The following is a 26,175-nucleotide window of genomic DNA, read 5'->3' as shown; positions in this document are numbered from 1 at the left end:
CCCCTTTTTACAACTTCGTGTGTATATCACCAGTTTCAACTTCGCCTTTAAAGGCTTTAAATAATCTTTCGATTGTTCGTATTGACATTAAAAATCCCATAAGCGGTAATATTGAATATATAACTGATAATGGGAATCCATTTAAAGATTCCTGCCCAGTGTGGACTTTTTGCATAACGATTTCAAACCCTGATACCATAATGAAAATAAAAAATGCTAAAATTACTAAATTCCCAAAAATATCGACAACTTTCTTCATGGAATTAGGAAAAAAACGGTAAACAAGTTCCATACTAATATGGTTATTTTCACGTAATGTTGCAGAGGCACCGATTAAGATTCCCCAAACTAAAAGGATCCTAGCCACTTCGTCCTGCCATGTCGTTGGCGCTTCAAAAACATATCGTAATACAACACCATAAAATAAAATACCTAAACCAGCAATAACTAAAACACCAGCCGTCCAATCCTCAAATAGTTCTAAGCCTTTTTTTATTTTATTCATCCGTCTCACCATCCTTATTAATGAAGGGGTATATTTAGCCCCCAACAATTAACCATGTAATCGAAGGGGGGCCAATTAAAAATTATTTAGCTTATTTTAAAGAACGAGCGTAATCAAAGTATTCCTTACCAATAATCTCCTCGTACTTTTCATGCACAGGTTTTACAGCATCAATAAATGCCTGACGCTCTTCATCTGTAAGTGTTGTAATCTTTGTTTTTCCAGAATCTACAATAATTTGCTTACTTTCTTCATTTAATTCGTTTGTCCATGCAAGTTCTTGTGCAGTAACTTCTTCTACAATTTTATTAAGTTCTGTACGGATATCTTCAGGAAGACCATCCCAGAAACTAGCACTTACAAGTAATGGATAGGTAGCAATACTATGTTTTGTTTCAGTGATAAAAGCTTGAACTTCTTGGAACTTTTGCGTTTCAATATTATTGTATGGGTTTTCTTGTCCATCAACTGTGCCTTGCTGTAATGCAACATATGTTTCACTAAAAGGAATTACCGTAGCACCTGCACCTAATGCACCAAAATGATCAGCTAATACTCCACCAGACATTACGCGGAATTTAAGTCCCTCTAAATCTGATGGCTTTTTAATTTCATTCTTATTGTTGGATAGAATCATATCTCCACCAGTCCAAGTAGATAAAACTTTCATGTTATACTTTTCTAAACCAGAATAAAGTTTTTGACCTGTTTCACTAGTAGAGAATTCGATTACAGCTTCTGCACTGTTAAATAGGTATGGCATTAAGAAAATTTCAAAATTACGATCCATTCCAATCATAATAGAGTTACTTGGAGCCATCATTTGGATATTCCCTGCTTCTAATGCTTCTAAAGCAGCTTCATCACTGTAAAGTTGGCTATTTGGATAAACTTCAACTTCAACTTTACCTGCTAAACGTTCCTCAACTAATTCCTTAAAGTAATTAGCTGCTTTTCCTTTTGGTGATCTATCATCAACAACGTGTGAAAATTTAATTACAATTGGCTCAGCACTGCCTGAATTATTTTCTCCTTCTCCAGTTTCTGGTGCAGCATTGTCTTTACCACCACATGCTGCTAAAAAGATACTCATACACATCATTAATACAATCGAAAGTACAAAGGATTTCTTTTTCATTTTTTAACAACTCCTATGATTTTTTTGTGACTCTTTAAAATAAAGTTTTAAATCTTTTGCTCAATAAACGCTTTAACCGTTTTTATTACTTCCTCTACAATTACAGATAAAGCTTTTTCTCCAATATCTTTTGCTGCATGACGAGCATCATCACTAATGCCTCCAACGCCAACGCTATTATTCGGGCGTGAAATATAGATTCTCCTTGCATTATCTACATTTGGAATCTTATCTTCTCGAAGTGGCGGACGTTTTTCCAATTTTACATTTTCTGGAGTAAGCGCTAACATTAATGATGTTTCAAATCCCCCAGCATGCCCTGGTACCCTACCTAAATCCAACGCATTACATTCACTAATTAGTCTGTCCCAAGCTATTGTCCAATATGATGCAGCCCCAATAGAAACTTGACACTCTCGCGACATGTCTCTTGCAACTATTCTTATCGCTTCGTCATTTCCACCATGAGAATTTAATATCAGAATGTTTTTACAACCAAATGTAACTAATGATTGTACAAGGTCTTTAAGCAACAAAATTAATGTTTCACTTTTTAAAGACATGGTTGGAAAAGGGAAATGATGATGAGAATTTCCATAACTTACAACAGGTGCTTTAAAAACTGAGTAATTAGAATCCATAGCATTGCACACTCTCGTTGCAATTGCGTCGATAATAATGGTATCCGTATTTATTGGAAGATGGGGGCCATGTTGCTCTATTGCACCAACCGGAATAATTACTAAGCTGTTTGAAATCTTCTCTGCAATTTCTTCTCTTGTCATTTCATCGATATTCAAATCTCTTCACCTCCTTCATTGAAAATCGTATCAATAAGTGTTAAATTTCTATTAAAGGATATTTTCCTTATATATTCCCTTAATGAATAGTTTAATAAACTTTTAATTTTTTGTCAATTCCATTTAATGAATTATCTTAAAGTTTGTTATATTCTTAATGTTATAGATTGATTCTCATAATACAGGGAGAAGGGGTTTTCTAGATGAAGACAAGATTAGGGATCGTAGGACCTGAGGACTCTGTTAAATTAATTTTAGATGTGGCAGATGAATTCTCAGATATCATTAATATCCCTTTTGTATATAAAAGATTTGAAGAATCCAGAGAAATAGTGAATAAAGCAAAGGATGAGGTGGATGTGTGGTTATTTTCTGGACAAGCACCGTACGCATTCGCAGAGGAATATTTAATAAACCAGAATGGTTTTTATCCCCCATTAAACGGATCGAGTTTATCGAAGGTACTGCTAGATATATCATATAAAGATAAAAAGAGTTTGAATAAGTTAAGTATTGATACAATCCCTCAAAATGAGGTATTAGAAACATTTACGGAATTAGGACTTAATACAGGAGAGCTGCAGTTATTGCCGTACAAGGGATATAAACCCAAAGATGAATTAGTAGATTTCCACTATCAACTATATAAAAAAGGGATCGTGGAAAGTTGTATTACCTATATACGTTCCGTTTATGAAACGTTGAACAACATGAATGTTCCAGTATATCGAATTAAACCTACCAGAATGGTGATCAGAGAAACTATTTCAATTGCTTCTCAAAAAAGCGAAATGTTACATTTTAAAAGCTCTCAAATCTCAGTTTTGATACTGCAAATTTACGATATGAACAATTTAATAGGAGAAAACAGTGTATCATTTGATGCCTATCGATTAAATCTTAAATTACAAGATATTATTATAGAGTTTACAGAAAGTATATCAGGTTCTTTTATCCAATTAGGAAATGATAAATTTATCATTTTTTCAACAAGAGGTGCTTTAGAAAGCCAAAATAACAATGAAATTTTCACTCTTTTAGAAAAAGTAATCTTAATTACTACATTGACAGCCAATATCGGAATTGGTTACGGAAAAACAGTTTTTGGAGCTGAACAAAATGCCTACCTAGCACTTAATCACGCAAAGAATAATGGGAAAAATATTGCCATGCTCGCGAATGAGAATGGAGTTATCGAAGGCCCACTGCAAAAACAAAACAGCCTTTCGTTCAGTTATCGCTCTGAGGATTTAGAATTGATTGAAAAGCTAAAAAATGCTGGCGTAAACATAAGTACATTTAATAAAATACTTTCCATTCAGGATAATTTAGGTCAAGGCTCCATTAATTCTACAAACCTCGCCAAATGGTTGGATATGACGCAACGAAACGCCAGAAGAATTTTAAGTGACCTTGAGAAACATAACCTAGCCAAAATTGTCGGCATTGAAACATCTTCGACAAGAGGGAGACCAAGTAAAATTTACAGGGTTGAATATATAAAAAAGTAAAAAGGCCAACGGAGATACTGGTTTCAGAATAAAGACAAAAAGCATTGGGACATTCCCAATGCTTTTTTATGTTTAATCCATTAATTTCGAAGAATTTATAAAATTAACCAATTAGTACTTTTCATCAGCCTTCTTGGGATAATGGTTCAATAAATACCTCAAATACCCCTCCACAAATCCCACCATCTTCATAAAACAATCCTTTTGTGAGGTCTACCGTATGTTTATCTGGGATTCCTTTATCAATGACTTGTAATGCCTTTTCAATTACCTCGGCTTCTCCACATCCTCCTCCAATTGTCCCAAAAATTTCACCGTTCCTCATAATAATCATTTTTGATCCTACATTCCTTGGAACAGACCCCTTTTTTTTAATAATTGAAGCAAGGGCTGCGGCATCACCTCTTAATCGTAATAAGACCGCCTTTTCAATCAAGTTCACGTTATCCATTTTTACCACCTCGAAAACCTAATTTTGCTAAACCTCGAATTTCTTGACTTAATGATTGCCCAGCTTTTTTGTTTTTGACCATTAACATTTCAGCTAGAATACTTATCGCAATTTCCGAAGGTGTCTCTGCACCAATATCGAGGCCAACCGGGGTAAAAATGTGATCCAAAGCCTTTTCGCTAAAGTCTTCCCTTAGTTGTTCTAATACTCCCGCTATTCTTCGTCTGCTCCCTATCATGCCAATATAGGCAGGTGAATCCTCTCGCTTTAACAATTCCTGTAGACTAATGACATCAAATTGATGGCCTCTAGTCAGTAGCAAAATCCATGTATTGGCTGTAATCTGGCAATCTCTAAAATAATCCATAAAGGAGCAACAAATCACTTCATTGGCGAATGGAAAGCGTTCTTTCCTCGCTAACTCTTTGCGGTCATCAATTACGGTAATTCGGTAATTTAACAGGGAGGCGAATTGTACGACTGGCTCACATACATGCCCAGCCCCAGCAATAATAAGGTGAGGTTCAGGTTGAAATACTTCTACAAAAGCTTCTATTTCTATCCCGTTCAATTGAAAGCGAATACATTTCGTCTTTTCTTTTTGAATGAAAGATTGGCATAAATCTATTAAACTTACAGAAACATTTTCTGTCTCTATATATTCATGATAAGTGGTTCCATCCTCCCAAACTAAAAACTTTTTTCCTAAAAAATCCTGTTGGGGATGCGAGGTAATCGTCACTAATGCGCTTGATTTTTGTTCATTCAATCCATTATTTAATAGTTGAAGCATTTTTGAACTCATCATCTTGTCTCACTCACCGCTTTAGCATTCAACTCTGTCATGTTCCTTCCTCCAATCCCCCCTTGGATTCAAGAAAATGACGCAATAAATTGAGTGCCACTGCTTTCCGATAAACTGCCGTTGAGCGATGATCATCGATTGGTTTTATGATACTATTAAAATCGGCGACAACCCCATCAATGACCTGAGCGTCCAACGGAAAAGCTACTCCCGATAATTTCTTTTCAATATCTAGGGAACGGACGATGGTTGGCCCCACAGCACCGAAGGCAAATCGAGCATCAACAATTCTACCTTCTTCCATACGAATCGACCCTGCAAATGATATTTTCGCTATGGCATCAGCTCTTCTGTTCGCCACTTTCTCAAATACAAAAGAAGTTTGCTCCTCTCGCACATTTGGCAAAATGATTTCTGTGACGATTTCATTTGTGAATCTATTCACTTTTCTTGGTCCTTGAATAAAGTCACCAATGTCTGCAACCCTTTCTCCTTTAGAGGATCGCAGTCGAATTTTCGCGTTATAAAGATATAACAAAGGCAAAGTATCTCCTGCCGGAGATGCGTTGCAAATATTCCCGCCTAATGTTCCTCTATTTCGAATCGCTGGCGCGGCAATTTCTTTTATCGCTTTCTTTAGTATTTCCGGTATTAGTGGGTGTTCCATCAATTCGGTATAGGTACAACAAGCACCGATATAAAGGTCATGATTCATTTTATAAATCCGTTTTAGCTCCTTTAAATGGTCGATAAATATGACTGGTTTATCAATCTTTGCAGGTGCACCTCTTGAACTTTTATGCTGTACCATGAGATCTGTGCCACCCGCCATAACTTGGCATTGCTCTTTATTTAGCTGAGAAATCGTTTCTTCCAAACTCATAAACCGAAAGGATAGGATAGTTTGCATTACCATAGCCCTTCACCCTTTTTCGCCGCTAATTTAATCGCATCTACAATCATGTTATATCCCGTACAGCGGCACAAATTTCCCGAGATACCTTCCCGAATTTCTTCTTCTGTAGGATTGGGATTTTGGGATAACAAGGCCGCACTTGCCATAACCATTCCCGGTATACAAAAGCCGCACTGCACAGCACCTGCTTCAGCATAGCAATCACTCAAAATTTGAAATGATTCCTTCTTACAATATCCATCAATGGTATTAATATTGGCTCCTTCGATAGCGGCGATCGGGATGAGACAGCTATTTTGTACAAGATGATTGACAAAGACACTGCAAGCCCCGCATTCTCCATCGCCACAACCTTCCTTAGTGCCTATTAAATCAAATTCATCTCTTATTACATCGATTAATCTTACCGTGGGGGGAGCCTTGGTTTCTACTGCTCTTCCATTCAGATGAAATCTAATCAATCCCTTCACCAACCTTCTTTGTCAAACTTCCAATAATCACTTCTGGCGTTACAGGTATTTGATAAAAGGATATTTGCAAGGCATCCTCTATAGCTGCTTGCACAGCAGGAGCTCCACCCGTTAATGGCAATTCACCGACACCTTTAGCGCCATAAGGTCCTCCAGCATAAGGATTTTCATAGAGTTTGCTTTCAATATGGACCATATCCATCGCTGTTGGGGGTCCATAATCTGAGATGCTTCTTTGTAGGATTTTTCCTGATTTAGACGTCATTTTTTCCATAAAACCGTAAGCGACTCCTTGTGCGATGCCGCCATCGATCTGCCCTTTGACAATTCGTTCATCAATCGCTTTTCCGATATCAAAGCTTCCGTAGATCCTTTCCAATTTGACATTACCCGTTAAGGTATCCACTTCCAGTTCAACGAAATTAACTCCCCACGAATATGCAGGATAAGCATCTCCAGAGAATTTTTCCTCATCCCAAGGAATCATTTCTTCATGAACATAGTGTTCTTCTACTTCTTGAGAAACACCTGATTGCCACTCTGCTTTCAGATTTCTTGCTGCCCGTTCCAGCAGTTTTCCCACGATCATCGTCGTCCTAGATGCTACAGTTGGACCGGAATCAGGAACTTCTTTCGTATCTGGATACGGAAACGATATATTTTCATAAGGCAGTTCAAGCTCTTTGGCTACAATTTTGCTCATGGTGGTTAACACGCCTTGACCAATATCTGCATTGGAGATTTTGATCAAAACTTGATCCTTTTTTGTTTTGGCTAATTTTACTATAGCTTTAATATGATCTCTTTCCCCGCTGCCTGTGAATCCACAGCCATGCAGGAAAAAGGAAGCACCTATCCCTTTTTTGTAGCGCTTATTTTGTTGGTTAAAGGCATTCAAGCTTTCTCTTTTCTTTTCATAGTCCATGGTTCGCATTAAATCCTGTATCATGTCATCTAATAAAATCGGATCTCTATATCTCCCGTTGGTAATGGTTGGGTCGCCATGTTTTACCAAATAGTTCCGTTTATATTCAATGGGATCTCTCTTTCCTATTCTGCTTATGTGTCCCAGATGACTTTCAATACCCGCAAAACTTTGCGGTGCGCCAAACCCTCGAAAAGCTCCATTAGGAACGGTATTGGTTTTCAGTGCATAGCCTTTCGCATGAAAATGAGGAATTTTATATACTCCTGCACTGTTTAGTAAAGCCCGCTGCAACACAACAGGACTTAAACCTGCATTGGCCCCGCCGTCAAGAAAAAGCTCTATATACATGCATAGAATATTTCCTTTTTCATCCAAAGCAGTGCGATATTTAAATTTGGCTGGATGTCTCTTTGTCGTTACTTCCATATCCTCCGCACGCTCAAACAGAAGGAAGACCGGTTTTTTGACAACCTTAGCAGCAACGCCCACATGACAAGCCATCATGGATGGGAAATCTTCCTTCCCTCCAAATCCGCCACCTGTAGGACTTTGTATCACCCTTACTTCATCATCCTCACATGCCAACGCACTAATCAGTGCATTTTTCACATAATAAAGACATTGCATGGATCCTTTTACAAGGATTTCCTCATCTTTATATATCCCAAGCATGCCTTGGGGTTCTAAATAGACATGTTCTTGATACCCCGTTTCGTACTCTTCTTCAATTATTTGATGAGCACTTTTTTCGATAGATTGGATCACTTCCAGGCTTTCACCAAATTCGTGACTGGCGAAAACGCCCGTTTTATCCTTTTGTTTTATCGCTTCTTCTAATGTAAAGATGGCCTCATGTTCTTCAATATCCACTTCTACTTCATCTAATAATTGATAAAGAACGTCTAACTTTGGACCAACGAGCATGAACATGGGTTCACCAATATAATTGACCCACTCATTAGCAAAAATGGGCTGATCTTTATTTAACATTTTCACAAAATTAGCCCCAGTGATGTGCTCTGCTCCAACCTTTTCATAACCTGCAGGCAATGGAGGTAACCGGATGGATCGTACTTTACCGTATGCGATAGGCGAGCGATACAATACACCATAAAGCATAGAATCTAATTTCTCGTCGCTTATATAAGCAAGTTGACCCGATAATTTCTCATCATGATCTTTTTTCTTTACAGAGACACTTATATCCTTAGCAAACATGAGAGCAACACCCCTTATGGTAGTTTAAAATAACCTATTATAGGATGTAACATTTATCGTTTTCTGCTGCGTTCATTATAGTACTCTATTGCTTTGTTGAAATCTTCCGGAGTATCCAAATCCATAAGGACACCAGGATCCTTTACATTCAAAAAATTCTTTTCATATCCTTGAAGAATATACCGCAAATTACTATCAGCATTCGCTTCAAGGATACGTTTTTTTATCTCAACCGTTAATTTAATCGGGTGACCACCTTTCATTTGATAACTTGGAATCACTATGTTTCCATTTTCTTTTACTAAGTTTTGAATTGTTTCCTTTTCGACAAGCGGGCAATCTCCAGGTGTAATAAAAAAATGAGATGCACTCACTTCTCTACATCCTCTTTGTACGGAACTAAACATCCCCTGGTTAAATCTTGGATTAAACACACAAACGATTTCCATGTCATAATAGTTATGATTCTGCATTTCTATTGTTACTTCTTTTAAGCGCTCCCCTTGAAAGCCGCTCACAATTATAACCTTTTGGCATATACCGTCAAATTTAGAAACGGTATGTTCCAATACTGTCATTATCCCTAGTTTAGAAGTCATTTTAAAATCATTGGCCCTGCTTGAATAGCCGGCAGCAAGGATGACCGCTTCCATCGACTCCATCTAATGGCCTCCCTAGTGTAGATAATAAAATATATGCTCCTGCATTTTTCGTATAACCTGATAATTTCTCCTGCCTTCATCGCCAACCAAAACAGTTGAAAATTTTGATTCGAATTTTTTCACATTATACTGCACTCACTTGTTAAGTACCTTTCAATTCTTTAAACATATTATGGTTATGAAAATACAAAGGTTTTGAATGTTCCGAGGAGGTAAGGATATGTATTATTATGGGGATCCAAATTATTATTATAACCCGTATTATCATGTGAATTCGTATCATCCAACTGAAATTTATAATCCTAATGCACAAAGTTTTGATGAGTTCCTTGACTACTCCATGCGTCAGCCCGTTGACTTAGGTACTCGTTGGGAAGTTGAAGAAGGTGGCTGGAGTGGGGTTTGGACCCGGAGAGGGAACAGTAATGTATTTGATGCGAGATGGACGAGACAAGGAGCAACTCCTATTACGGCTGTGATGAGAATACAAGTACAAGATAACTTTGTTTGTATTTCTCGTCGTAATAGTAGTGACGGGAACAATTGTCAATATGTAGGTAGAGTTGTAGGGAATCGTGTGACAGGAACAAACGTATGTGATCGTGGAGGTGGCTCTTGGAGTGCAACTATCCAAAGAGGTCCGCAAGTACCTGACTTAGGCAGACGATGGGAGGTTCAAGAAGGTGCTTGGAGAGGTGTCTGGACTCGAAGAGGAAACAGCAATACCTTTGACGGTAGGTGGACCAGACAAGGAGCCACACCTATTACAGCTGTCTTGACGATGGAACAGGATGGAAATAATGTACGGATTCTCCGCAGGAATAGTAGTGATGGGAATAATTGCCGATACACCGGCAGAATTCAAGGTAGAAATGCAAGTGGAACATTTACCTGTGATCAGGGTGGAGGTCAATGGACAGCAACGATACGTGGCTAACAAAAAAAATTTTACTAGAAGATTAAGCGAATCGCCCTAATAGTATAGCAGTAACTAGGATGAAGATTGAAAATCATGAGCCTATCTCCCAGTTGAATACAGCTGGGAGATAGTTTTTTTCAGGCTCTTTTCTAAACGCTTTTTCGTACTATTAATATGTTTTACTTCAAACTATTAGAATAATTGAATTGGATGGCATTTTCTTTGTTTTCACTGTTACTTCGTCACTGATTAGAGGCATTATTTTTTTGGAGAAAGTTTATTCATGTACAAAAATAAAAATGACTCCTAATTTAATTTCTAATAAGGAGTCATTTTCATGTTATTTACCTTTTTTCTCCGAAAATAAATTTTTTAGTTTTTTAGTTAATCCTATTAATGCTGGTAAAAAGACAGGCAGCATGATAAAGCTTAACAATACAAGTCCTATTAAAACTAAAATAGCCACTTGCATTAATGTTACGATACCTGATGGGATCAAGGCTGCAAAAGTACCACCTAAAATTAAGGCTGCTGATAATACTACGCCTCCAATTTGTTTTGCAGCATCAATAATTCCTTCACTTCCCTGATCTTTCACTTCATCAAAACGCATCATTAGGAAGATACTGTAATCCACTCCTAGAGTAACAATCATTATGAAGCTAAAGAATGGTACATTCCAACTCAATATACTTTGACCTAGAAGTGCATCACTTAGTAACCCTGAAAGACCAAGCGATGTATAGTAAGCTAAAATTAACGAAGCGATAATAATAATTGTTTGCCAGATTGAACGTGTGATAATCACTAATACAATTGCAATACCAATCATCATGATGACAATTGTACGTGTAAAGTCTTTACTAGAAATTTGTTGTAAGTCAACGTTTGCTGCAGATTTACCACCTAATGCAATTTCCGCATCATAAAGACTCGAACCTTTTGCCGTTGCTTTAATTTGTTCATCGATGTCTTCAATAATAGACATCGCTTCTTTTGAGTATGGATTCACGTCTAAAATAATAGTCATACTTGTTATTGTCCGATCTTCAGACATGTACATATTTAAGCTTTCTTCAAAGTCTTCTCCTTCTAATACTTCTTGAGGAATGTAGAAGACACTATTTGAATTTGAATTACTAACTTCACTAAGATATTCTTGCGCCTCTAATAAACCATCACTGATTTCATTTAAACCATTTGTACTTTGTCCTAATCCATTTTGTAATAGATTAATATTAACTTGAAGCTCGGCTAAGCCATCTTGTAATTGTTTTTGTCCTTCGTTTACAGTAGATAAACCCGTTTCAAGCTCTCCTGTTTTTGAAATAATTTGATCGACACCAGCTTCACCTGTTTCAAGTCCAGTAGCTAACGTACTTGCCCCAGTTTGTAATTGCCCTGCACCAGTTTCTACCTGTTGTAAGCCGTTTCTAATTTGAGAAAATACTTTATTTGCTTCTTCTAAAGAAGTAACTGCAACTTCGTATTGTGGTGTAAGTTCATTTAATTTTTCTGCTAATTGTGAAAGTTGCTTCTGAGCACCTTGAGCAGTACCAATAACTGATTGTACATTGATATCGAGAGCTAACTCTGGATTTGATTGGACTAATGCATTCATTGATTTTTCAATTGCTACATAACCTTGATTTGCATTTGCTATTGCATTTTCCATTGTAGCGAACAATTCACTAAATGCACTAAATCCATTTTCAATTTCTTTGTAGCCTGCTTGTAACTTCGATGCTTCATCATTTAGAAAACTTACACTTTGTTTTAAAGTACTTAAGCCAGTAGATAATTCTGTAGCACCATTTGCTCCATCCTTAAATCCCTGAGCAACTTGGTTTAAAGCTTTATCTAGTTTTCCTACACCTTGCTCCAATGAAGACGTACCATCTATTAATTGTTGTATACCGTCAAAGCTATTTTGATCGACCTGTCCTAGTTGGTTTTTTGCATCTGAAAGTCCACCATTAATTGTTCCTAAACCTTCTTGAGCGGAATCAAGTCCTTCATTTAACGTTTCTGTTTGTTCTTGAATATATAAATCTTGTATTTTCTCACCTGAAGGACGAGTAACAGAAAGAACTTGTGAAACCCCATCTACTCTTGAAATTACATCAGTCAACAGTTCGATTTCTTGTAATCCTTTTTGAGTAGCAAGAGATTCACCAGCCTTAATAACTAGAGAAGTTGGTGAAGAAAATCCAGCTGGGAAATGCTCTTCAATTACTGTAATTGCTTGTTTTGATTCATATTCATCACTAATTTCAACTAAATCGTTATAATTTAGATCGCCTGTATATTTCAAAATAAATGGGACAGAAATAATGGAAACAATCGCTAATGCTGCAATTGGTCTAAAAAAAGAATGCTTTGATAAAAATAACCAAATTTTATTTTCACTATGTCCATTGATAGACTTAGCTGGCCAGAACATCTTAATCCCAAGTACACCCATAAAGAATGGATTTAAAGTAAGCAATACAAGCAATAGTACTGCAACCCCAATTGCAACCGCTGATGTAGCTTGATACAATTTAAATTCAGCTAAATAAAGCGCCATAAATCCGATAAATACTGCAATACCGCTATAGATAACTGTTTTACCTGCAGTTCGATAAGTTTCAGTAATGGCTTTTAAAATATGTCCTCCCTTACCCAGTTCTTCTTTAAAACGCGTGTAAAGTAAAATATTATAATCTGTCCCAACCCCAAACAAAATAACTATCAGGAAGACTTGAGTAAAGTTTGAGAATGGGAAGTTAAACTTATCAACCAATTGAGTGACAATACCAAGTGAAACAATATATGATACACCTACTGTAATAAGAGAAATTAAAGGAACTATCGGAGAACGGAACACTAAGACTAACACCACTAAAATAAAGATAATTGCAATACCTTCTGTTTTCTTAATTCCTTCTTGTGATGATTTTGCGAAATCATCTAAAACGATATCTGTCCCCGTATAATACGAATCGACAGACGCTACTTCCGTTTTCTCCCGTAAGCTTTGCGCTACTTTTTCAACAGTTCCTTGATTTTGGTCAACGTATATTTGAGTTAAAATCGTTGTACCGTCTTCAGACACAAGTTGTTTTTCTGCTTCATCACTATCAGAGTGAGCAAGCATATCTGTAATGCCAAGTTCTTCACTATTATCTTTTAATATTTGAACGACTTTGTCTATGTCATTTAACTGTTTTTCATTTAAAGGCTCATCGCTACCACTCGTAAACACAGCGATAAACTGATAATTTTCCGTTTCCTCATTCGCCATTTCTGTCAACAAATCCGACGCTATCTCACTTTGAGTATAGGATGGGATTTCTGTTTGACCTTTTTCACGTACCAATGTATCTAGGTTTGGCATTGTAAAAATCATAATAACTGAAATAACTACCCAGAACACGAAAGATGCAGTACGTATATTTAGCCAATTTTTCAAAATTGATCACCTTTCTTCTAAAAGAATTAAAACAACCTTAACAATACTTTAGCACGAGAAAAAAGGTTAAAATATAGACAATTAGGGTCGTACTGTTTAAAAATAATGACTTAATCTGGAGTTGAAGAAATGAAACATGGTGATGAAACAAAACGAATTCTTGCTGCATCCTTAAAGGCACTAATGAAAAATAAATCCCTCGAAAAAATATCCATTCGTGAACTAACTGACCAATCGAATATGAACCGACAAACCTTTTATTATCACTTTGAGGATATTTATGATTTACTCAAATGGACATTCCAACAAGAAACTATTCAATTCTTAGACGTTCCTGAAAATGCATCTGTTTGGAAAGAAGGTTTACTACAGCTTTTCAACTATTTAGATGAGAACCGGGAATTTTGTATATGTGCACTGCGTTCTTTAGGCCGTGGACATTTAAAACGCTTCTTTTATTCAGATATTCATAGCATTTTTGGAAGAGTCATTAAAGAATTTGGGGGAAAATTGAATGCATCCGAGGAATATATGACATTCCTTACGCACTTTTATACTTTGTCACTGGCAGGACTGGTGGAGAGCTGGTTACTTGGGGAAATGGATCAAACCCCTGAAGAGATTATCGAAATGATTAATATTTTTATACAGGATCAAATACTCGGCGCAGAACATAGAATAAACGGACATCTCAAAAGTAATTGAGGTGCCTTGAAATCATCAATTTGTGCCTGCCATACGAGTTTTCAATATAAAAACATTTGCTGACTAGAGTTAAAATGATCAGTATTTTAAAACTTACAATATTAAATATTGGGATAGGATACTAGATACCAACCAAAATTAGGAAACACAAACAAGGCTTCTCAAAAGTTTATTTAACTTTTGAGAAGCCTCTTTTTAATTCTCTATGTGAGCAAATGCTAGCATTACACTCTCATCTTACATAAGACCCTTATACATCAAGGGGTGGAACGGCTTATTACATCATGCCGCCCGTAAGATGAGAGTGTGTTATATCGTTAACGAGAGGTGCAAAAAGTGCGGTAAATCAACGTTTTGGATATTATTTGCTGTAACATCTTTAACGAGGATTTACCGATTTTTATGGGATTACGTTAGCATAATGTTAACATTTTATTTGTATGATGTTGATTCCAAGATACAAATTTAAATTAATGAAGCAATAAACATATTAAAAAAACTAGAACTAAGTCTATATTCGTTTGCCAGCATCCCATAGATTTTAGTTAAAATGTTAAACTGTTCCAACTAGTTGAGTTTCTGGGAAAAGTTCTTTTCCCCACATTTCTATTTGTTCAACTTTTCTTTTAAGCGTAAACAAATCATCATCTTCTTTATTTAAATGGATTTCAACATGAAGAGGATTTAATGTATATAATAAAATTAGTATATCTTTTGCAGTTTTTACTTTTTCGCTTGTTGAAAAAGCTTCAATAAAGCCTCTATCAATTAAACCTTTAGTTCTTTCTAAAAAATGACTTTCACTGTGTAGAACTAATCTGTACATACAATTTTTAAAATAATCTTGTAAATCTTGTGAAGGTAAATGAGATAATACATCTTCATTAGTCGTTAATTCCTCAATCCCCATTTTATAATTAAAGGTTGTGAATGCTTCTAAAACTCGACGCATTATATTTCCAATAGTTAAATCCAATGTTTCTCTATTATTATCCATTGCGTAATCATATATATTTTGTAGTAAAATACTATACTCATTAAATTTCTTATTGTGAATTGGCTTTATCGAACGGTTTATCAATTGATTAGTTGCTATCTGTTTCTTTAAACCTATATCACTATAAATCTTTTGAAAATGCTGAAATGATTCGAGGTCATGTGTAAAAATAATAGCTTTACTCTCAGGATTTGCGGTATGTAATTCGTTTAAAATGAATCTTAAAAATGAATAAACTCCAACTTTATTTTCGAAATCGAAACTTGATATTGGATCATCAATGACTAAAAGTGATTTATCATTGAACACTTCTTGAATAGTTTTACCTTTAAAAAGTTGAGAAAAGAAATAGCATAAAGAGATAGCATTTCTTTCACCAATTGATAACGAAGATAATTTTACATTTTCGCCCCTACATTTCACAAGATAAGAATCTTCATGTGGGTGTAATGATAACCTAGTGGAATCATAAAAAATATATTTAAGATAATCATTAATTACATTACAAGCAATATCTATATTGGCAATCTTAGATTCTAAAACTTCTAATTGCCTTTTTAATTCTTTACCTTCACTCTTCAATAATTCAAGCTTTTCCTCTAAATCTTTTTCATATGCTTGCTTTTCTTTATATTGTTCTACAAGTTCTTTAACATCTTTATAAGCCAAATTTAGATTTATTTTAGATAAGCTTTGGATTAAAATATTCTTCTCCGAAAGGCTATCGTTAAAAGCCCTTATAAAGTCGTTACATTTTGAAATAAGTGCATTTAAATTATTTAAGTGTAAAGATGGGTTAATATCATTAACGATTGGAGTGTATGGATTATTCTTCTTTGATGTTATAAGTTGTTTTATTTTTCCTAAAGATTCGTTGTATATATGAATTAAATCTTTCAGCGAAAATAGTAAATCCTTTTCTAGAAGAGTATTGTATAAAGATAAATCTAAAGTTATAGGTTCAAGTTTTATGGCCTCTAACTCGTTAATATGTTCATTTGCTGCATCTGTTTGTAATATTTTTTTTATCACATCTAAAACAGTATTCTTATGTTCATCTGGAACAGATTGATAACAAAATGGACAATCATTTTGAGAATCATTTTTCATGAAAGTCTTAGACTGATTCAAAAATTCCCCACTACTCTCTCGAATAACTGATAGTATTGCTGTTTCTCGTTCATTAAGTTCAGGCTCAGTAATCGTTTTTTGTAAGAGTTGATTTATAAAGTCAATATTTGTAGAAATAGTAATTGAACTTATCTGACTAAAAGGATTTAATGTATTAATTTTTTCTAAATGTTTTAGTTTCAAATTAAGTTCCTGTAACAAATCATCATAACTTTCTTGTGTATCAACATGGTTGAGTAGATTATTAATCAAATTTACATCTACTTTAGCATTAATCTTAGTGTTTTGAATTTTACTTTGTGTGCTAGCCCAACGGTCTTTTAGTTTTTCTCTAACAGCTTCTTTAAAGTAAGCAGAAGATTTTGGGTTCAACTTATTCTGAAGTTGATTATATTCATGTGATGCGATAGCATATTCATTTCGTTTATGGTCTAGTGAATTTTTAGTCCCTGAAATTTGTGTGTGTAATTCCTGTTGATCTCCTAGCATAACAATTGTGTCTAAACCATTATCTTTAAAATGTATGTTTTCTAAAATGAAATCTTCGTTATATACATAAGTTTTTATTGAAGATATGGTTGCTGTTTCCATTGGCTGTGTCCCTTGTTGCGGGTGTGCTTTCAATTCTTTGATGACTATGTTTGTAAATTCAGTTTCTGCTTCATTTATCTCTCCAAGAACTTTTTTATAATTTTCATTTATAGCACGTGAAATACTGGATTTTCCACTTCCATTTTTACCGTAGACTAGAGAAGCTACCTGATTATGTTTTTTAAAAAGTTGAATTTCTTGAGTGCTAGTAAAATATCCACCTGTGATTTCTAGACCTGCTAAATTCATTTATAATCCTCCAAATAAAAATAGTAACGAAAGGTTTGTTAATTGATAGTTTGAATAGTATATTAATTACTCTAATAACCAGTGGGAAATAAAATGATTCCTCAATCATTACTAATAGGATAAAATTTATTATCTAGATTTTTTAGGATTTTCCAATAATCTAATCACGATATTCCCACTTGTTTTAAAATACTTTTTGCCTCTTCCATTGAAATAGGTAAAATAGCATTACCCCTTCTTTTACTCCTTAGAAAATCCCATTAGCTGAATACTAAAAATTATCTATCTGCTAAAAAGCATTAATCACTTGTCCAACGCTCAGTTACACCAATAACACCTAGATGTTTAAAAACTTATACAAATGTTTTACAGAAAAACAGACGGCGCTGCCTACTACCTTAATAGATTAAGATAATCTATTGTTTTCAGTGAGTTTCTTTATTAAAGTTAAGATATCAGTTGCTAAGTTTGGAGATTCATAAGTAATTAACAAGTTCTCTTTATAAAATTCATCGTATAACTTTCTTTTTTCTAACCATCGTTCCGAATACTGTTCATTATTCAACATTCCGATATGTTCTAAGAAATAAGTTTTCCCATTTAGTATAATTGTAAAGTCTGGAGACATTTGTTTGCCATTTGGTGCGAATAATGCTTGTTCATATTCATACGGTACATTTTTATTGTATAAAGTGTTTGCAATAATTACTTCTGATTTTGATCGAACCTTATCTCCTTTTTCTGTTGTATAAATTCTTTGTAAATCCCACTTACTCACGCCAAGAAATTGAGCTATTTCTTGATGCAACTCAATAGAATTGTCTGTACGATCAATTGTGTATACGAAATAATCAAGTTGGTCGTATTTAAACTTCTTCTTTTCCTCAATCATTTCATTTATTCGTTGTTCAAAAGGTTTTAGATCATCAACTAATACTTCAACTATCAAACATTTTGCTAAACTTCTTTTAACCGTACATTCTCCTTTTAACAAAGATTCAAAAACTAAATCAGAGAGTTCTTCTGGAGTGTAGTCTGTTTTTTTAAATGTAGTTATAAATGTTTTCGGCTTCGAAGCATCTAATGCTTTTTGGAGATCTGGATTTTTAATATCCTCTAAGATTTTCAATGAATGGATGGCTTTTGCACATATATTAACTGCTCCAACATCCAGTAAATACGGTAGACATAATTGCAATATATCATCATCGTAATATTCAATATTTTTAAAGCCTTTTTTACCATTCCTAATTTCTTCAAATTTTTCTTCCATTTTCTCATATGATGGGAAACTTTTATTAATAAAGTGTGTTTTCTTAACTTGAATATTCTTGTCCGTATATAAAAGGTATGCATTCGATGCTTCTTTATTACGTGAAGCACGTCCGACCTCTTGATAATACTGTGCAATTGATTCAGGAATCATAAAATGAATAACTAACTTGATATCTGGGATATCGATTCCCATTCCAAACGCATTTGTTGCAAAGATTAAATCAATTTCATTATCTTTATATTTTCGAATTATATCCTGCTTTTCATTACTAGATAAATCTGCGTGGAAATAAACAGATTTAAGTCCTTTTTCTTTTGCTTTCTCTGCAAAATCTTCCACTCCACGTTTGCTATATTTTCTATATACATAAACTAATGTTTTTTCATTTTTATGTTGTTCTAATAAGTTCCAAAAAGTCTCTTCTTTTTCATTCTCATCATTAAAGTGCTTACAAATTAAATTAATCTCAGTTCTCATTAAATGAACATCTTTTATGACATTTTGGTCGTTAATATAAAAGTTCTTTTTTATATCTTCAATTTCTAACACATTCAAAGTTGCAGAAAGCCCTAAAACAACTGGCCATTTATCAAACACCGTATTTAAAAAAGTAGGTATATGAGTATATAAAGGTCTAAAACTCTCGCCCCACTGTGAAATACAATGTATTTCATCAATTACTACCAATTTAATATCTTCCTTACGTTTCTTTAACGCCTTTTCTAATAATCCATCCATTGCTAAACGTTCTGGACTCACAAAGATGAAGCTAGGTGTATAGTCTCCACTATATAATTTAGACAATAATTCGATTTGATCTTTTTGTTTAACATCTGCGTGTAATTTCAGAACAGATATATTTTGTTCACGCAATTTCTCTACTTGTTCGTCTATTAAAGCAATAAGAGGTGAAACAACTATCGTTATTCCGTTAAGTGCCATACCAGACACCCAATAAATTAACGACTTTCCTCCACCAGTTGGTAAAATAGCTAACGAATTATTATCACCTAAAATATTATTAATTACTTTCTTTTGTATTTCTTTCAATGTTATTTCTTCAGCCATTTTAGGGAAATATTCTTTAAACACTTCTTCTACCTGCATTAAACCCATTCCTCTCGAATGTTTCTAGTTAATTCAGCAATTTCTCCTTCATGACATTTTGCTACAAATTTTAAAAAGTCATTAACAAAAACATAACGATATTTTTCCGAAAAATGAACGCCTAATTCAATATATTTTTCTAACAATAAACGATAAATTAAATAACTGTATATCCCAAATAATTGGTATGGATAATAGAAATTTTGTTGAGTGACAACTTTATCAGTTAAAATCATTAAAAATTCAGAGTCTTGCTCGCAACCAAAATCCTTCTTATCGCTTAAATACCATAATGCCCAAATAGCTTCTCTTGATCGATGGGGAAAATACTCAGGCAATAATTTATGTGCTATATAACTTTTAATTCCTCCACCTATTACTCCATCCACTCCATAGCCTGTGGTATCAAAAGTCGATTGTTCCAATAAATCATTTTCTATTAAATCTTCTATTTCATAATCACCATTGTAATCATATCCATCCCACTTTTCAGGATATTCATTAACATAAGTTGCAATGTTAGTCATCACTTCTAACAAATAATTTGCATTACAAATATTAAATTTTATTTTAAACTGATCTAAACTTTTGTCTTTACTATTCAATGTTTTTCTAATCATGGAGCAATCTCTTTTTAAATCATTCTTAAAGCCTGCAGGGTCTTCGGCATATTCTTCCAAAGTATCTAAATCAAATAATTCCTCATACTCTTCCACATCTTTATCAAATTCTTTAATAGCATTGTTTTTGATAGCTTCAAGATTTTGTTGGATTTTAGATTTGTCTATCGAAACCTTAATATTACTATTAACCTTCATTTTTTCTTTAAGAGATTCAATTGCCTCATTAGTGACTACTATTCCGCCTCGTGACAAAATATATTTATCAAAATAACCCACAAAATTCTTTTCTATTTCTTCAAAAACTTTCTTGATATGGTGAGCTTCATAACAAAAATCATCCAAATCCAAATTAAAATCACGCATTCAATTCCCCTCCTTGTAAATCGAAACACTACCTATATTTTACCAAAAAACAATGAATAAAGTGTCCTATTTCAATTTTCCTAGTTAGACATACTAAATGAAAACTAGCATTTAAAATTTAAATTAAGAACTTTAAGTCAGGCAGTATGAACCTACTTAAAGAATGAAAAGTCAGATTGAAATGAAAGGGATTAATAGAGAAAAGGGAATGGGGGAGGGGAGGTCAGTTAAAAAATCTTCTCTGTGGAGAACGGACCTATTTTATAAAACGGAATTAATTCATAAATACCAACCGAGAACAAAAGTTCAAAGTATTTTTCACATCAAAAAAAGCGAGGCTGCTGCCTTCGCTCCTATTCATGGATTGAGGAATATACTATTCTTTTTTGATAAATGTTGGACAATTTCTTGGTATTGTAAATGAAGTAAACTCTTTACCCTTGCCTTCTTCTGGCTGGTTATTGATAGCTTCTCTTAAACTTGGATTGCTAATACCAATAGGCATAGCACTATCTCCCTCATATATTGCATTAAGATTGTCTATGTATTGACCCTTTGTCTTTCCGCAACTACACTTTTTCATTTTTAAGTCTAGGCTATAAATATCATTACACTCTAGACATAGTAATAGTTTCATTTAATCACCTATTATTAGCATTTATAAAAATATATATTGGCACTACATTTTGAATTTATCATAAAGTCAGTGTCATTTAATGCACTTTTTATCAGGTCTTTTTTAAAAGGTAAATGAAGTGTAGGAACCTCTGCCATAGAATCACGAAAGGCAGGTAGTTTAGCCCATAAGGTCTTGATCTCATCCTTAATAGTATTTGTTTTACAATTAATAATATCACTCTTGTTTTGGTATTCAGGATAAACCACAATAACAGGTAATCCCTTCGTTCCTATTCCATAGTTTATTTCTTCACGCAACGCTCTACTATTTTTTGTAACCGAACTTAAAAACAATATTATATTTTTTGAATTATTCAGTCTTTCGCGCAAGCGAGGTTTTAGTGTCTTTTCCCAATCACTTCCGTCCCTCACATTATAGGTTTTATTATGTGAGTCATTAAAGGGAAAACTACTATCTGCCGCTTTCCATGCTCTTAACAAGTTATAAGATACAAAATCTCTTGTGGCCGATGCCCCTAGATTACTTTCACTAAAAGGTTCGCTAACATAAAATGCTGAATAATTACCATTCCTATATGCCATTTTTTTCAAACTCCTTTAATTTATAAAAATTAATTTTTTTATGATGGGATTCATGGAGAAGGATAGTAACTTTAGAAGGTTCTCTAAATTTAACTTTACTAATTTTAAAAGTCCAAAGCATAACTTCTAGTAATTGATGAGGTGTAGCAGTAAAATCCTTATGTCTTGTGATACCAGAAGCTAGCAATGGAACCACGACTTCTTGTTGTGCGTAGAGACTATTTACTTCATTCCAAAAATTGATTAAGCAATTAGCATATTCATGCAGTTTTAAATTAGCTTCATTTTCATCATTGAACTTTGAAAATGCTACAAGAAAGAAATCCATATCTTTATACACAGAACCTAAACGGTAACGCGTTCTTTTTCCCCCTAAAGGACGTTCTATATTTTCTTCAACTATTCTTAACTGCATTCGTGGGTCTTGAACGATCCTATTATCTAAATCTGATATATCAGAATAAAATTTGCTTATATACTGCCCATTTAAAGATGACCTAGATATTATTTTGTCATCTACTTCAGTATCAAAAAATTCATTAAAAGCTATTACCTTATAGATATTTCGAGGATAAGCGAAAATATCTCCCTTTTTAATTTCAATTTCAGATCCATCGATATCTAATTTGATTTCCTTTAATCGATAACTTTTAAATAAATTGAACAACATATAGATAATACTTATAATTACTAAGCCAACTAAAATAATAAGTTTGTTGAAACCTTTATCGAATTCAATAAAAGTAAGCAATGTTGTTGCTATTCCAAACAACGCACCCGGAATTACCCATGAATTCTTCCAAAAATCCTTATCTTTAACAATCTCTTTTAATTTCCACATAGCATTCTCCTTCCTTATATCTTCAATTGTTTCTGTCAATAATATAACTAAGTTGTTAGTGCAACTTGTATGTCAGACAGGGAAGAGATGCACAAGCATCTCTTCTTTTGATTTTGTAAATATAGCGGGTATGTCTATGGTTACGCTCTATACTTCTTAAAATTCTCTGCCTGCTCAAATATCTCTTTAAAAATCTCGTCTTTAGGAACAGGAGGGTAATCGTTTTCAGCAAGCGTTAATATAAGATCAACTTTTAGCTCTGCCTTAATATCATCTCTACTGGACCAGTCTGTGTATCTAGCCTTGTCCGCGATGATTGCCTTTATTTCTTGTGATAGTTTAATAAGTTTCTCGTGCGGGTAATCAAATTCATGTTTCTCGGAAATTGCTTTGAGAATATCGTAGAAGGCCTTTTCCTCATAATCAATTCCTAATTCCTTGAAAGAGTCGCGCTCTTTCATTAATTCTGCGAACAAATCAGCGAATTGTTCCGCAACATCATCCAAAACATCACTTTGCAAAGCTTGGAAATCTTTTCTTTCATTATATTGTTCAACCAATTTCTTAAATCTCTTTGAAAAGTCAACACCCTGAATTTTATTGGTTTTCTTAAATTCCTCAATTGCTTTTGACAATAGTTTTTGTAGAAGCTTAATTTTAGTGTTTGGTAGTTTAATTTTATTGATCTTAGCCAAGTATTCATCACTAAATAAGTCTGCATTATTTTTCGGATCATTTTTATCAAGTTTGAATACTTCTTCCACGCCTTCACTTATTAACGCTTCTTCCATCATCTGCCTTACTTTTTCATTCATTTGGGCAGTATCCGGAGCATCACCTTTTGTTAGTTTATGGATGATGGACCTTATAGCTAGGTAATAGTGAATATAATCTCTTTCTAATTGACTTATATCTTCACTAGACACACATAAATTGTAGGCAGAGCGAAGTTTCTTCGTTATTGACATAAAGCGTTTTTCTAATTGCTCCGTTTGTTGTACAAATTCTGCCGCTAGATTTAAGCACTGTAACTGTTGCAATGGGGTTCCTTGAAAGTAAGCAGTATTATCAAATTTATAAAAGATTTTTGCTAATAGATCTAGCTGGTCCTTTACAATAACGACTGCCTTATCAATACCATCAAAATTTTCTCCCTCTACAACTCCATATTTTTTCATTGCTACATTTAAATTGCTCTTTATTCCAAAATAATCGACAACTAATCCTGTTTCTTTACCTTCATAGACACGGTTTACTCGTGAAATCGTCTGAATCAGGGTGTGCTGCTGAATTGGTTTATCAATATATATGGTATCAAGTGATGGTACATCAAATCCCGTTAGCCACATATCAACAACGATGGCTATTTTGAAGTTTGATTTTTCATTTTTAAATTGCCTATCTAACTCTTTACGATATTCTTTCGTACCTAACAGGTCATACAGTTCTTTACTGTCATCTTTATTACGAGTCATGACCATTTTAATTTTTTCCATTGGTTTAATTTCTTTTTTTTCTTTATCAGAAAGCTCTATACCTTCGTCACAGACTCTAACTTCTGCCCACTCTGGACGTAGTGCAATAATTTCCTTATACAAGTCATAGGCAATATGTCGATTGGCAGCGACAAACATTGCCTTACCTTTTACTGTTGCACCTTCTTCAATTCTCTTTTCATAATGCTCTACAAAATCTTCAGCCACTAATTTTAACCGTTTAGGATCACCAAGAATAACTTCCATTTGGGTTACTGCTCTTTTACTTTCATCGATCTGATATTCATTAGCTCCAGCAGTCTCGCACACTTTATAGTACTCTTCGATTTCATGTAATTTTGTTTCATTTAGATTTACTTTAGCAGCTCTTCCCTCATAAACAATCCGTACAGTTATTTCATCGTATACAGCTTCGATCATTGTGTAAGCATCTTCTACTTCCCCAAATACATCTATGGTTGCATCCACCGGTGTTCCGGTAAAACCAACATAAGTTGCATTCGGCAGAGAATTGTGTAAATGCTTGGCAAAACCATATTTTTTCTCGACACCATCTTTAGTAATTTTTATTTTTTGGTCAAGATTTGTTTGTGAACGATGGGCTTCGTCCGAAATACAAATAACATTGTTTCTATAAGTTAGCAAATCAACATCTTCATTAAACTTCTGAATAGTAGTTAAGAATACGCCGCCACTTTTTCTATTTTGTAGGTAAACCTTTAAATCTTCCCGACTTTCCACACTTATGACTTGATCATCACCAATAAAGTACTTAGCATTTGTAAATTGCCCCGCAAGTTGATCATCTAAATCAGTTCTATCTGATATCAAGACAACAGTTGGGCTTTGTAGGTCTTTATCTCTCATTAAAAGTCTTGTAAGATATAGCATGGTATAACTCTTACCAGAACCTGTCGCTCCAAAATACGTACCACCCTTACCAGAACCTTGCGGCCTCATGTTTCTCTTAATACTTTTCAATAATTTTGTTGCCGCATAATATTGCGGATAACGAGGAACAATTTTCTCTTTTTTATTGCTCGTATCAGGGAAGTAAATAAAATGACGTACCACTTCTAGGAAACGTTTTTGGTTAAATAGACCCTTCACCATTGAGTAAAGTGAATCAATGCCATCCTTTTCAAACGATTCATTACCTTCTATTTTTCGCCATGCATAAAAGAAATCATAGGGAGCAAATAACGAACCAGCCTTATTATTTACTCCATCACTAATAACACAAAATGCATTATACTTAAAAAGTTCAGGAATATCCCTCTGGTAACGAACAGTAAGCTGAGTATAGGCATCCTTTATTGTCGTATTTTCTTTAACAGCACTTTTAAACTCTATTACTACTAGTGGTAAACCGTTAACGTAAACAATTGCATCGGGAATACGTTTTTCATATCCTTGTATTTCCAATTGGTTCACTATTCTAAATATATTGTTGTCGATATTATCAGTATCGAAATCTATTAATTGAATAAATAAATCCTTTTTGCTTCGGTCCTCTCGTTTCAGAATAAAACCATCAGAAATCATTTTGATAATAGCTTTATTGCTTTCGTACAAAGTTGATGTAGGTAGCACTTCCATTTGCCGAATAATACTGTCTATCTCATTCAGGGTAATATCATCGTTAGAATAACGATTGAATAAAAATGCCTTTAAATCATCACGAAGAAGTACATCACTTATCTCCTTATGGATAAGTGTTCCATTTTCATGTTGGTAGTTTTCATCTTTAAAAAGCTCAATTACAGCCTTTTCTAGAGATCCTTCTGTAAAATTCATA

Annotated in this window: 20 protein-coding genes; 3 read left to right on the top strand and 17 right to left on the bottom strand. The window is 34.2% G+C overall.

All coding sequences use genetic code 11. The features are described 5' to 3' along the window. Positions 1–7: 7 nt before the first annotated feature. From C1724_RS24825 to C1724_RS24815, 3 genes are all read right to left on the bottom strand, one after another. A complete protein-coding gene (locus C1724_RS24825) occupies positions 8–505 on the bottom strand; it encodes a TRAP transporter small permease (RefSeq protein WP_180994436.1) in 498 nt (165 codons plus the stop codon). Between the two features lie 91 nt (positions 506–596). Then, a complete protein-coding gene (locus tag C1724_RS24820) occupies positions 597–1,643 on the bottom strand; it encodes a DctP family TRAP transporter solute-binding subunit (RefSeq protein ID WP_102349653.1) in 1,047 nt (348 codons plus the stop codon). A 47-nt stretch (positions 1,644–1,690) separates the two neighbouring features. Next, a complete protein-coding gene (locus tag C1724_RS24815) occupies positions 1,691–2,443 on the bottom strand; it encodes a creatininase family protein (RefSeq protein ID WP_102349651.1) in 753 nt (250 codons plus the stop codon). Positions 2,444–2,646: 203 nt separating this feature from the next. Here C1724_RS24815 and C1724_RS24810 point away from each other — a divergent pair, with 203 nt between their 5' ends. Next, entirely contained in the window at positions 2,647–3,954 is a 1,308-nt protein-coding gene (locus tag C1724_RS24810; RefSeq protein ID WP_102349648.1) for a hypothetical protein, read from the top strand. Positions 3,955–4,078: 124 nt separating this feature from the next. Here C1724_RS24810 and C1724_RS24805 read toward each other — a convergent pair whose 3' ends face one another. Genes C1724_RS24805 through C1724_RS24780 form a run of 6 tightly spaced genes read right to left on the bottom strand, consistent with a single transcriptional unit; the run spans position 4,079 to position 9,404 of the window. Next, positions 4,079–4,405 carry an XdhC family protein gene (locus tag C1724_RS24805; protein ID WP_102349646.1) on the bottom strand — a complete coding sequence of 109 codons (327 nt, stop codon included), beginning with the start codon at positions 4,403–4,405 and terminating at the stop codon, positions 4,079–4,081. Further along, positions 4,398–5,213 carry an XdhC family protein gene (locus tag C1724_RS24800; RefSeq protein ID WP_258000526.1) on the bottom strand — a complete coding sequence of 272 codons (816 nt, stop codon included), beginning with the start codon at positions 5,211–5,213 and terminating at the stop codon, positions 4,398–4,400. The genes C1724_RS24805 and C1724_RS24800 overlap by 8 nt, the downstream gene beginning before the upstream one ends. Positions 5,214–5,247: 34 nt before the next feature. After that, the gene (locus C1724_RS24795) at positions 5,248–6,120 is read right to left on the bottom strand and encodes an FAD binding domain-containing protein (protein ID WP_180994435.1); all 873 of its coding nucleotides are present in this window, start codon (positions 6,118–6,120) and stop codon (positions 5,248–5,250) included. After that, complete coding sequence (locus tag C1724_RS24790; protein ID WP_258000525.1) at positions 6,120–6,596, bottom strand: (2Fe-2S)-binding protein; 477 nt, start codon at positions 6,594–6,596, stop codon at positions 6,120–6,122. The genes C1724_RS24795 and C1724_RS24790 overlap by 1 nt, the downstream gene beginning before the upstream one ends. Continuing rightward, positions 6,580–8,742, bottom strand: coding sequence for a xanthine dehydrogenase family protein molybdopterin-binding subunit (locus tag C1724_RS24785; RefSeq protein WP_102349640.1), 2,163 nt, complete (start codon positions 8,740–8,742; stop codon positions 6,580–6,582). The genes C1724_RS24790 and C1724_RS24785 overlap by 17 nt, the downstream gene beginning before the upstream one ends. A gap of 53 nt (positions 8,743–8,795) precedes the next feature. After that, a complete protein-coding gene (locus C1724_RS24780) occupies positions 8,796–9,404 on the bottom strand; it encodes a nucleotidyltransferase family protein (protein ID WP_102349638.1) in 609 nt (202 codons plus the stop codon). A 220-nt stretch (positions 9,405–9,624) separates the two neighbouring features. On the opposite strand from C1724_RS24780, the gene C1724_RS24775 reads away from it, so the two are divergent. Beyond that, positions 9,625–10,341 (top strand): hypothetical protein, encoded by a 717-nt coding sequence (locus tag C1724_RS24775; protein WP_102349636.1) that lies wholly within the window; start codon positions 9,625–9,627, stop codon positions 10,339–10,341. Positions 10,342–10,663: 322 nt separating this feature from the next. On the opposite strand, the gene C1724_RS24770 is transcribed toward C1724_RS24775, so the two are convergent. After that, complete coding sequence (locus C1724_RS24770; protein ID WP_258000524.1) at positions 10,664–13,777, bottom strand: MMPL family transporter; 3,114 nt, start codon at positions 13,775–13,777, stop codon at positions 10,664–10,666. 129 nt (positions 13,778–13,906) lie between these two features. On the opposite strand from C1724_RS24770, the gene C1724_RS24765 reads away from it, so the two are divergent. After that, on the top strand, positions 13,907–14,482 hold the full coding sequence (locus tag C1724_RS24765) for a TetR/AcrR family transcriptional regulator (protein WP_102349634.1): 576 nt from the start codon (positions 13,907–13,909) through the stop codon (positions 14,480–14,482). Between the two features lie 553 nt (positions 14,483–15,035). On the opposite strand, the gene C1724_RS24760 is transcribed toward C1724_RS24765, so the two are convergent. The 7 genes from C1724_RS24760 to C1724_RS24730 form a co-directional block, all read right to left on the bottom strand. After that, a complete protein-coding gene (locus C1724_RS24760; protein WP_102349632.1) occupies positions 15,036–17,450 on the bottom strand; it encodes an AAA family ATPase in 2,415 nt (804 codons plus the stop codon). 406 nt (positions 17,451–17,856) lie between these two features. Then, on the bottom strand, positions 17,857–19,833 hold the full coding sequence (locus tag C1724_RS24755; protein ID WP_219723294.1) for a RecQ family ATP-dependent DNA helicase: 1,977 nt from the start codon (positions 19,831–19,833) through the stop codon (positions 17,857–17,859). Further along, complete coding sequence (locus C1724_RS24750; RefSeq protein ID WP_102349628.1) at positions 19,833–20,819, bottom strand: hypothetical protein; 987 nt, start codon at positions 20,817–20,819, stop codon at positions 19,833–19,835. The genes C1724_RS24755 and C1724_RS24750 overlap by 1 nt, the downstream gene beginning before the upstream one ends. 376 nt (positions 20,820–21,195) lie before the next feature. Beyond that, positions 21,196–21,324 (bottom strand): hypothetical protein, encoded by a 129-nt coding sequence (locus C1724_RS26240; RefSeq protein ID WP_258000523.1) that lies wholly within the window; start codon positions 21,322–21,324, stop codon positions 21,196–21,198. Between the two features lie 146 nt (positions 21,325–21,470). After that, complete coding sequence (locus C1724_RS24740; RefSeq protein WP_102349624.1) at positions 21,471–22,040, bottom strand: TIR domain-containing protein; 570 nt, start codon at positions 22,038–22,040, stop codon at positions 21,471–21,473. Beyond that, on the bottom strand, positions 22,030–22,881 hold the full coding sequence (locus tag C1724_RS24735) for a macro domain-containing protein (protein WP_102349622.1): 852 nt from the start codon (positions 22,879–22,881) through the stop codon (positions 22,030–22,032). Before C1724_RS24735 ends, C1724_RS24740 begins: the two co-directional genes overlap by 11 nt. 140 nt (positions 22,882–23,021) lie before the next feature. Further along, complete coding sequence (locus C1724_RS24730) at positions 23,022–26,174, bottom strand: type I restriction endonuclease subunit R (protein ID WP_180994434.1); 3,153 nt, start codon at positions 26,172–26,174, stop codon at positions 23,022–23,024. Position 26,175 lies beyond the last annotated feature (1 nt).

Source organism: Bacillus sp. Marseille-P3661 (genome assembly GCF_900240995.1).
In the GTDB taxonomy this organism is placed as follows: Bacteria; Bacillota; Bacilli; order Bacillales; family Bacillaceae_J; genus OESV01.
The sequence above is the reverse complement of the archived record's forward strand: the minus strand, read 5'-3'. Positions and strand labels throughout refer to the sequence as shown.

Excerpts from the sequence above, each read along its gene's own strand:
- C1724_RS24755 (WP_219723294.1), bottom strand. The coding sequence starts at position 19,833 with ATGCAGGTAGAAGAAGTGTTTAAAGAATATTTCCCTAAAATGGCTGAA.
- C1724_RS26240 (WP_258000523.1), bottom strand. The coding sequence starts at position 21,324 with ATGCCTATTGGTATTAGCAATCCAAGTTTAAGAGAAGCTATCAATAAC.
- C1724_RS24805 (WP_102349646.1), bottom strand. The coding sequence starts at position 4,405 with ATGGATAACGTGAACTTGATTGAAAAGGCGGTCTTATTACGATTAAGA.
- C1724_RS24795 (WP_180994435.1), bottom strand. The coding sequence starts at position 6,120 with ATGCAAACTATCCTATCCTTTCGGTTTATGAGTTTGGAAGAAACGATT.
- C1724_RS24740 (WP_102349624.1), bottom strand. The coding sequence starts at position 22,040 with ATGGCATATAGGAATGGTAATTATTCAGCATTTTATGTTAGCGAACCT.
- C1724_RS24820 (WP_102349653.1), bottom strand. The coding sequence starts at position 1,643 with ATGAAAAAGAAATCCTTTGTACTTTCGATTGTATTAATGATGTGTATG.
- C1724_RS24760 (WP_102349632.1), bottom strand. The coding sequence starts at position 17,450 with ATGAATTTAGCAGGTCTAGAAATCACAGGTGGATATTTTACTAGCACT.
- C1724_RS24775 (WP_102349636.1), top strand. The coding sequence starts at position 9,625 with ATGTATTATTATGGGGATCCAAATTATTATTATAACCCGTATTATCAT.
- C1724_RS24750 (WP_102349628.1), bottom strand. The coding sequence starts at position 20,819 with ATGCGTGATTTTAATTTGGATTTGGATGATTTTTGTTATGAAGCTCAC.
- C1724_RS24735 (WP_102349622.1), bottom strand. The coding sequence starts at position 22,881 with ATGTGGAAATTAAAAGAGATTGTTAAAGATAAGGATTTTTGGAAGAAT.
- C1724_RS24780 (WP_102349638.1), bottom strand. The coding sequence starts at position 9,404 with ATGGAGTCGATGGAAGCGGTCATCCTTGCTGCCGGCTATTCAAGCAGG.
- C1724_RS24765 (WP_102349634.1), top strand. The coding sequence starts at position 13,907 with ATGAAACATGGTGATGAAACAAAACGAATTCTTGCTGCATCCTTAAAG.
- C1724_RS24785 (WP_102349640.1), bottom strand. The coding sequence starts at position 8,742 with ATGTTTGCTAAGGATATAAGTGTCTCTGTAAAGAAAAAAGATCATGAT.
- C1724_RS24730 (WP_180994434.1), bottom strand. The coding sequence starts at position 26,174 with ATGAATTTTACAGAAGGATCTCTAGAAAAGGCTGTAATTGAGCTTTTT.
- C1724_RS24810 (WP_102349648.1), top strand. The coding sequence starts at position 2,647 with ATGAAGACAAGATTAGGGATCGTAGGACCTGAGGACTCTGTTAAATTA.
- C1724_RS24825 (WP_180994436.1), bottom strand. The coding sequence starts at position 505 with ATGAATAAAATAAAAAAAGGCTTAGAACTATTTGAGGATTGGACGGCT.
- C1724_RS24800 (WP_258000526.1), bottom strand. The coding sequence starts at position 5,213 with ATGATGAGTTCAAAAATGCTTCAACTATTAAATAATGGATTGAATGAA.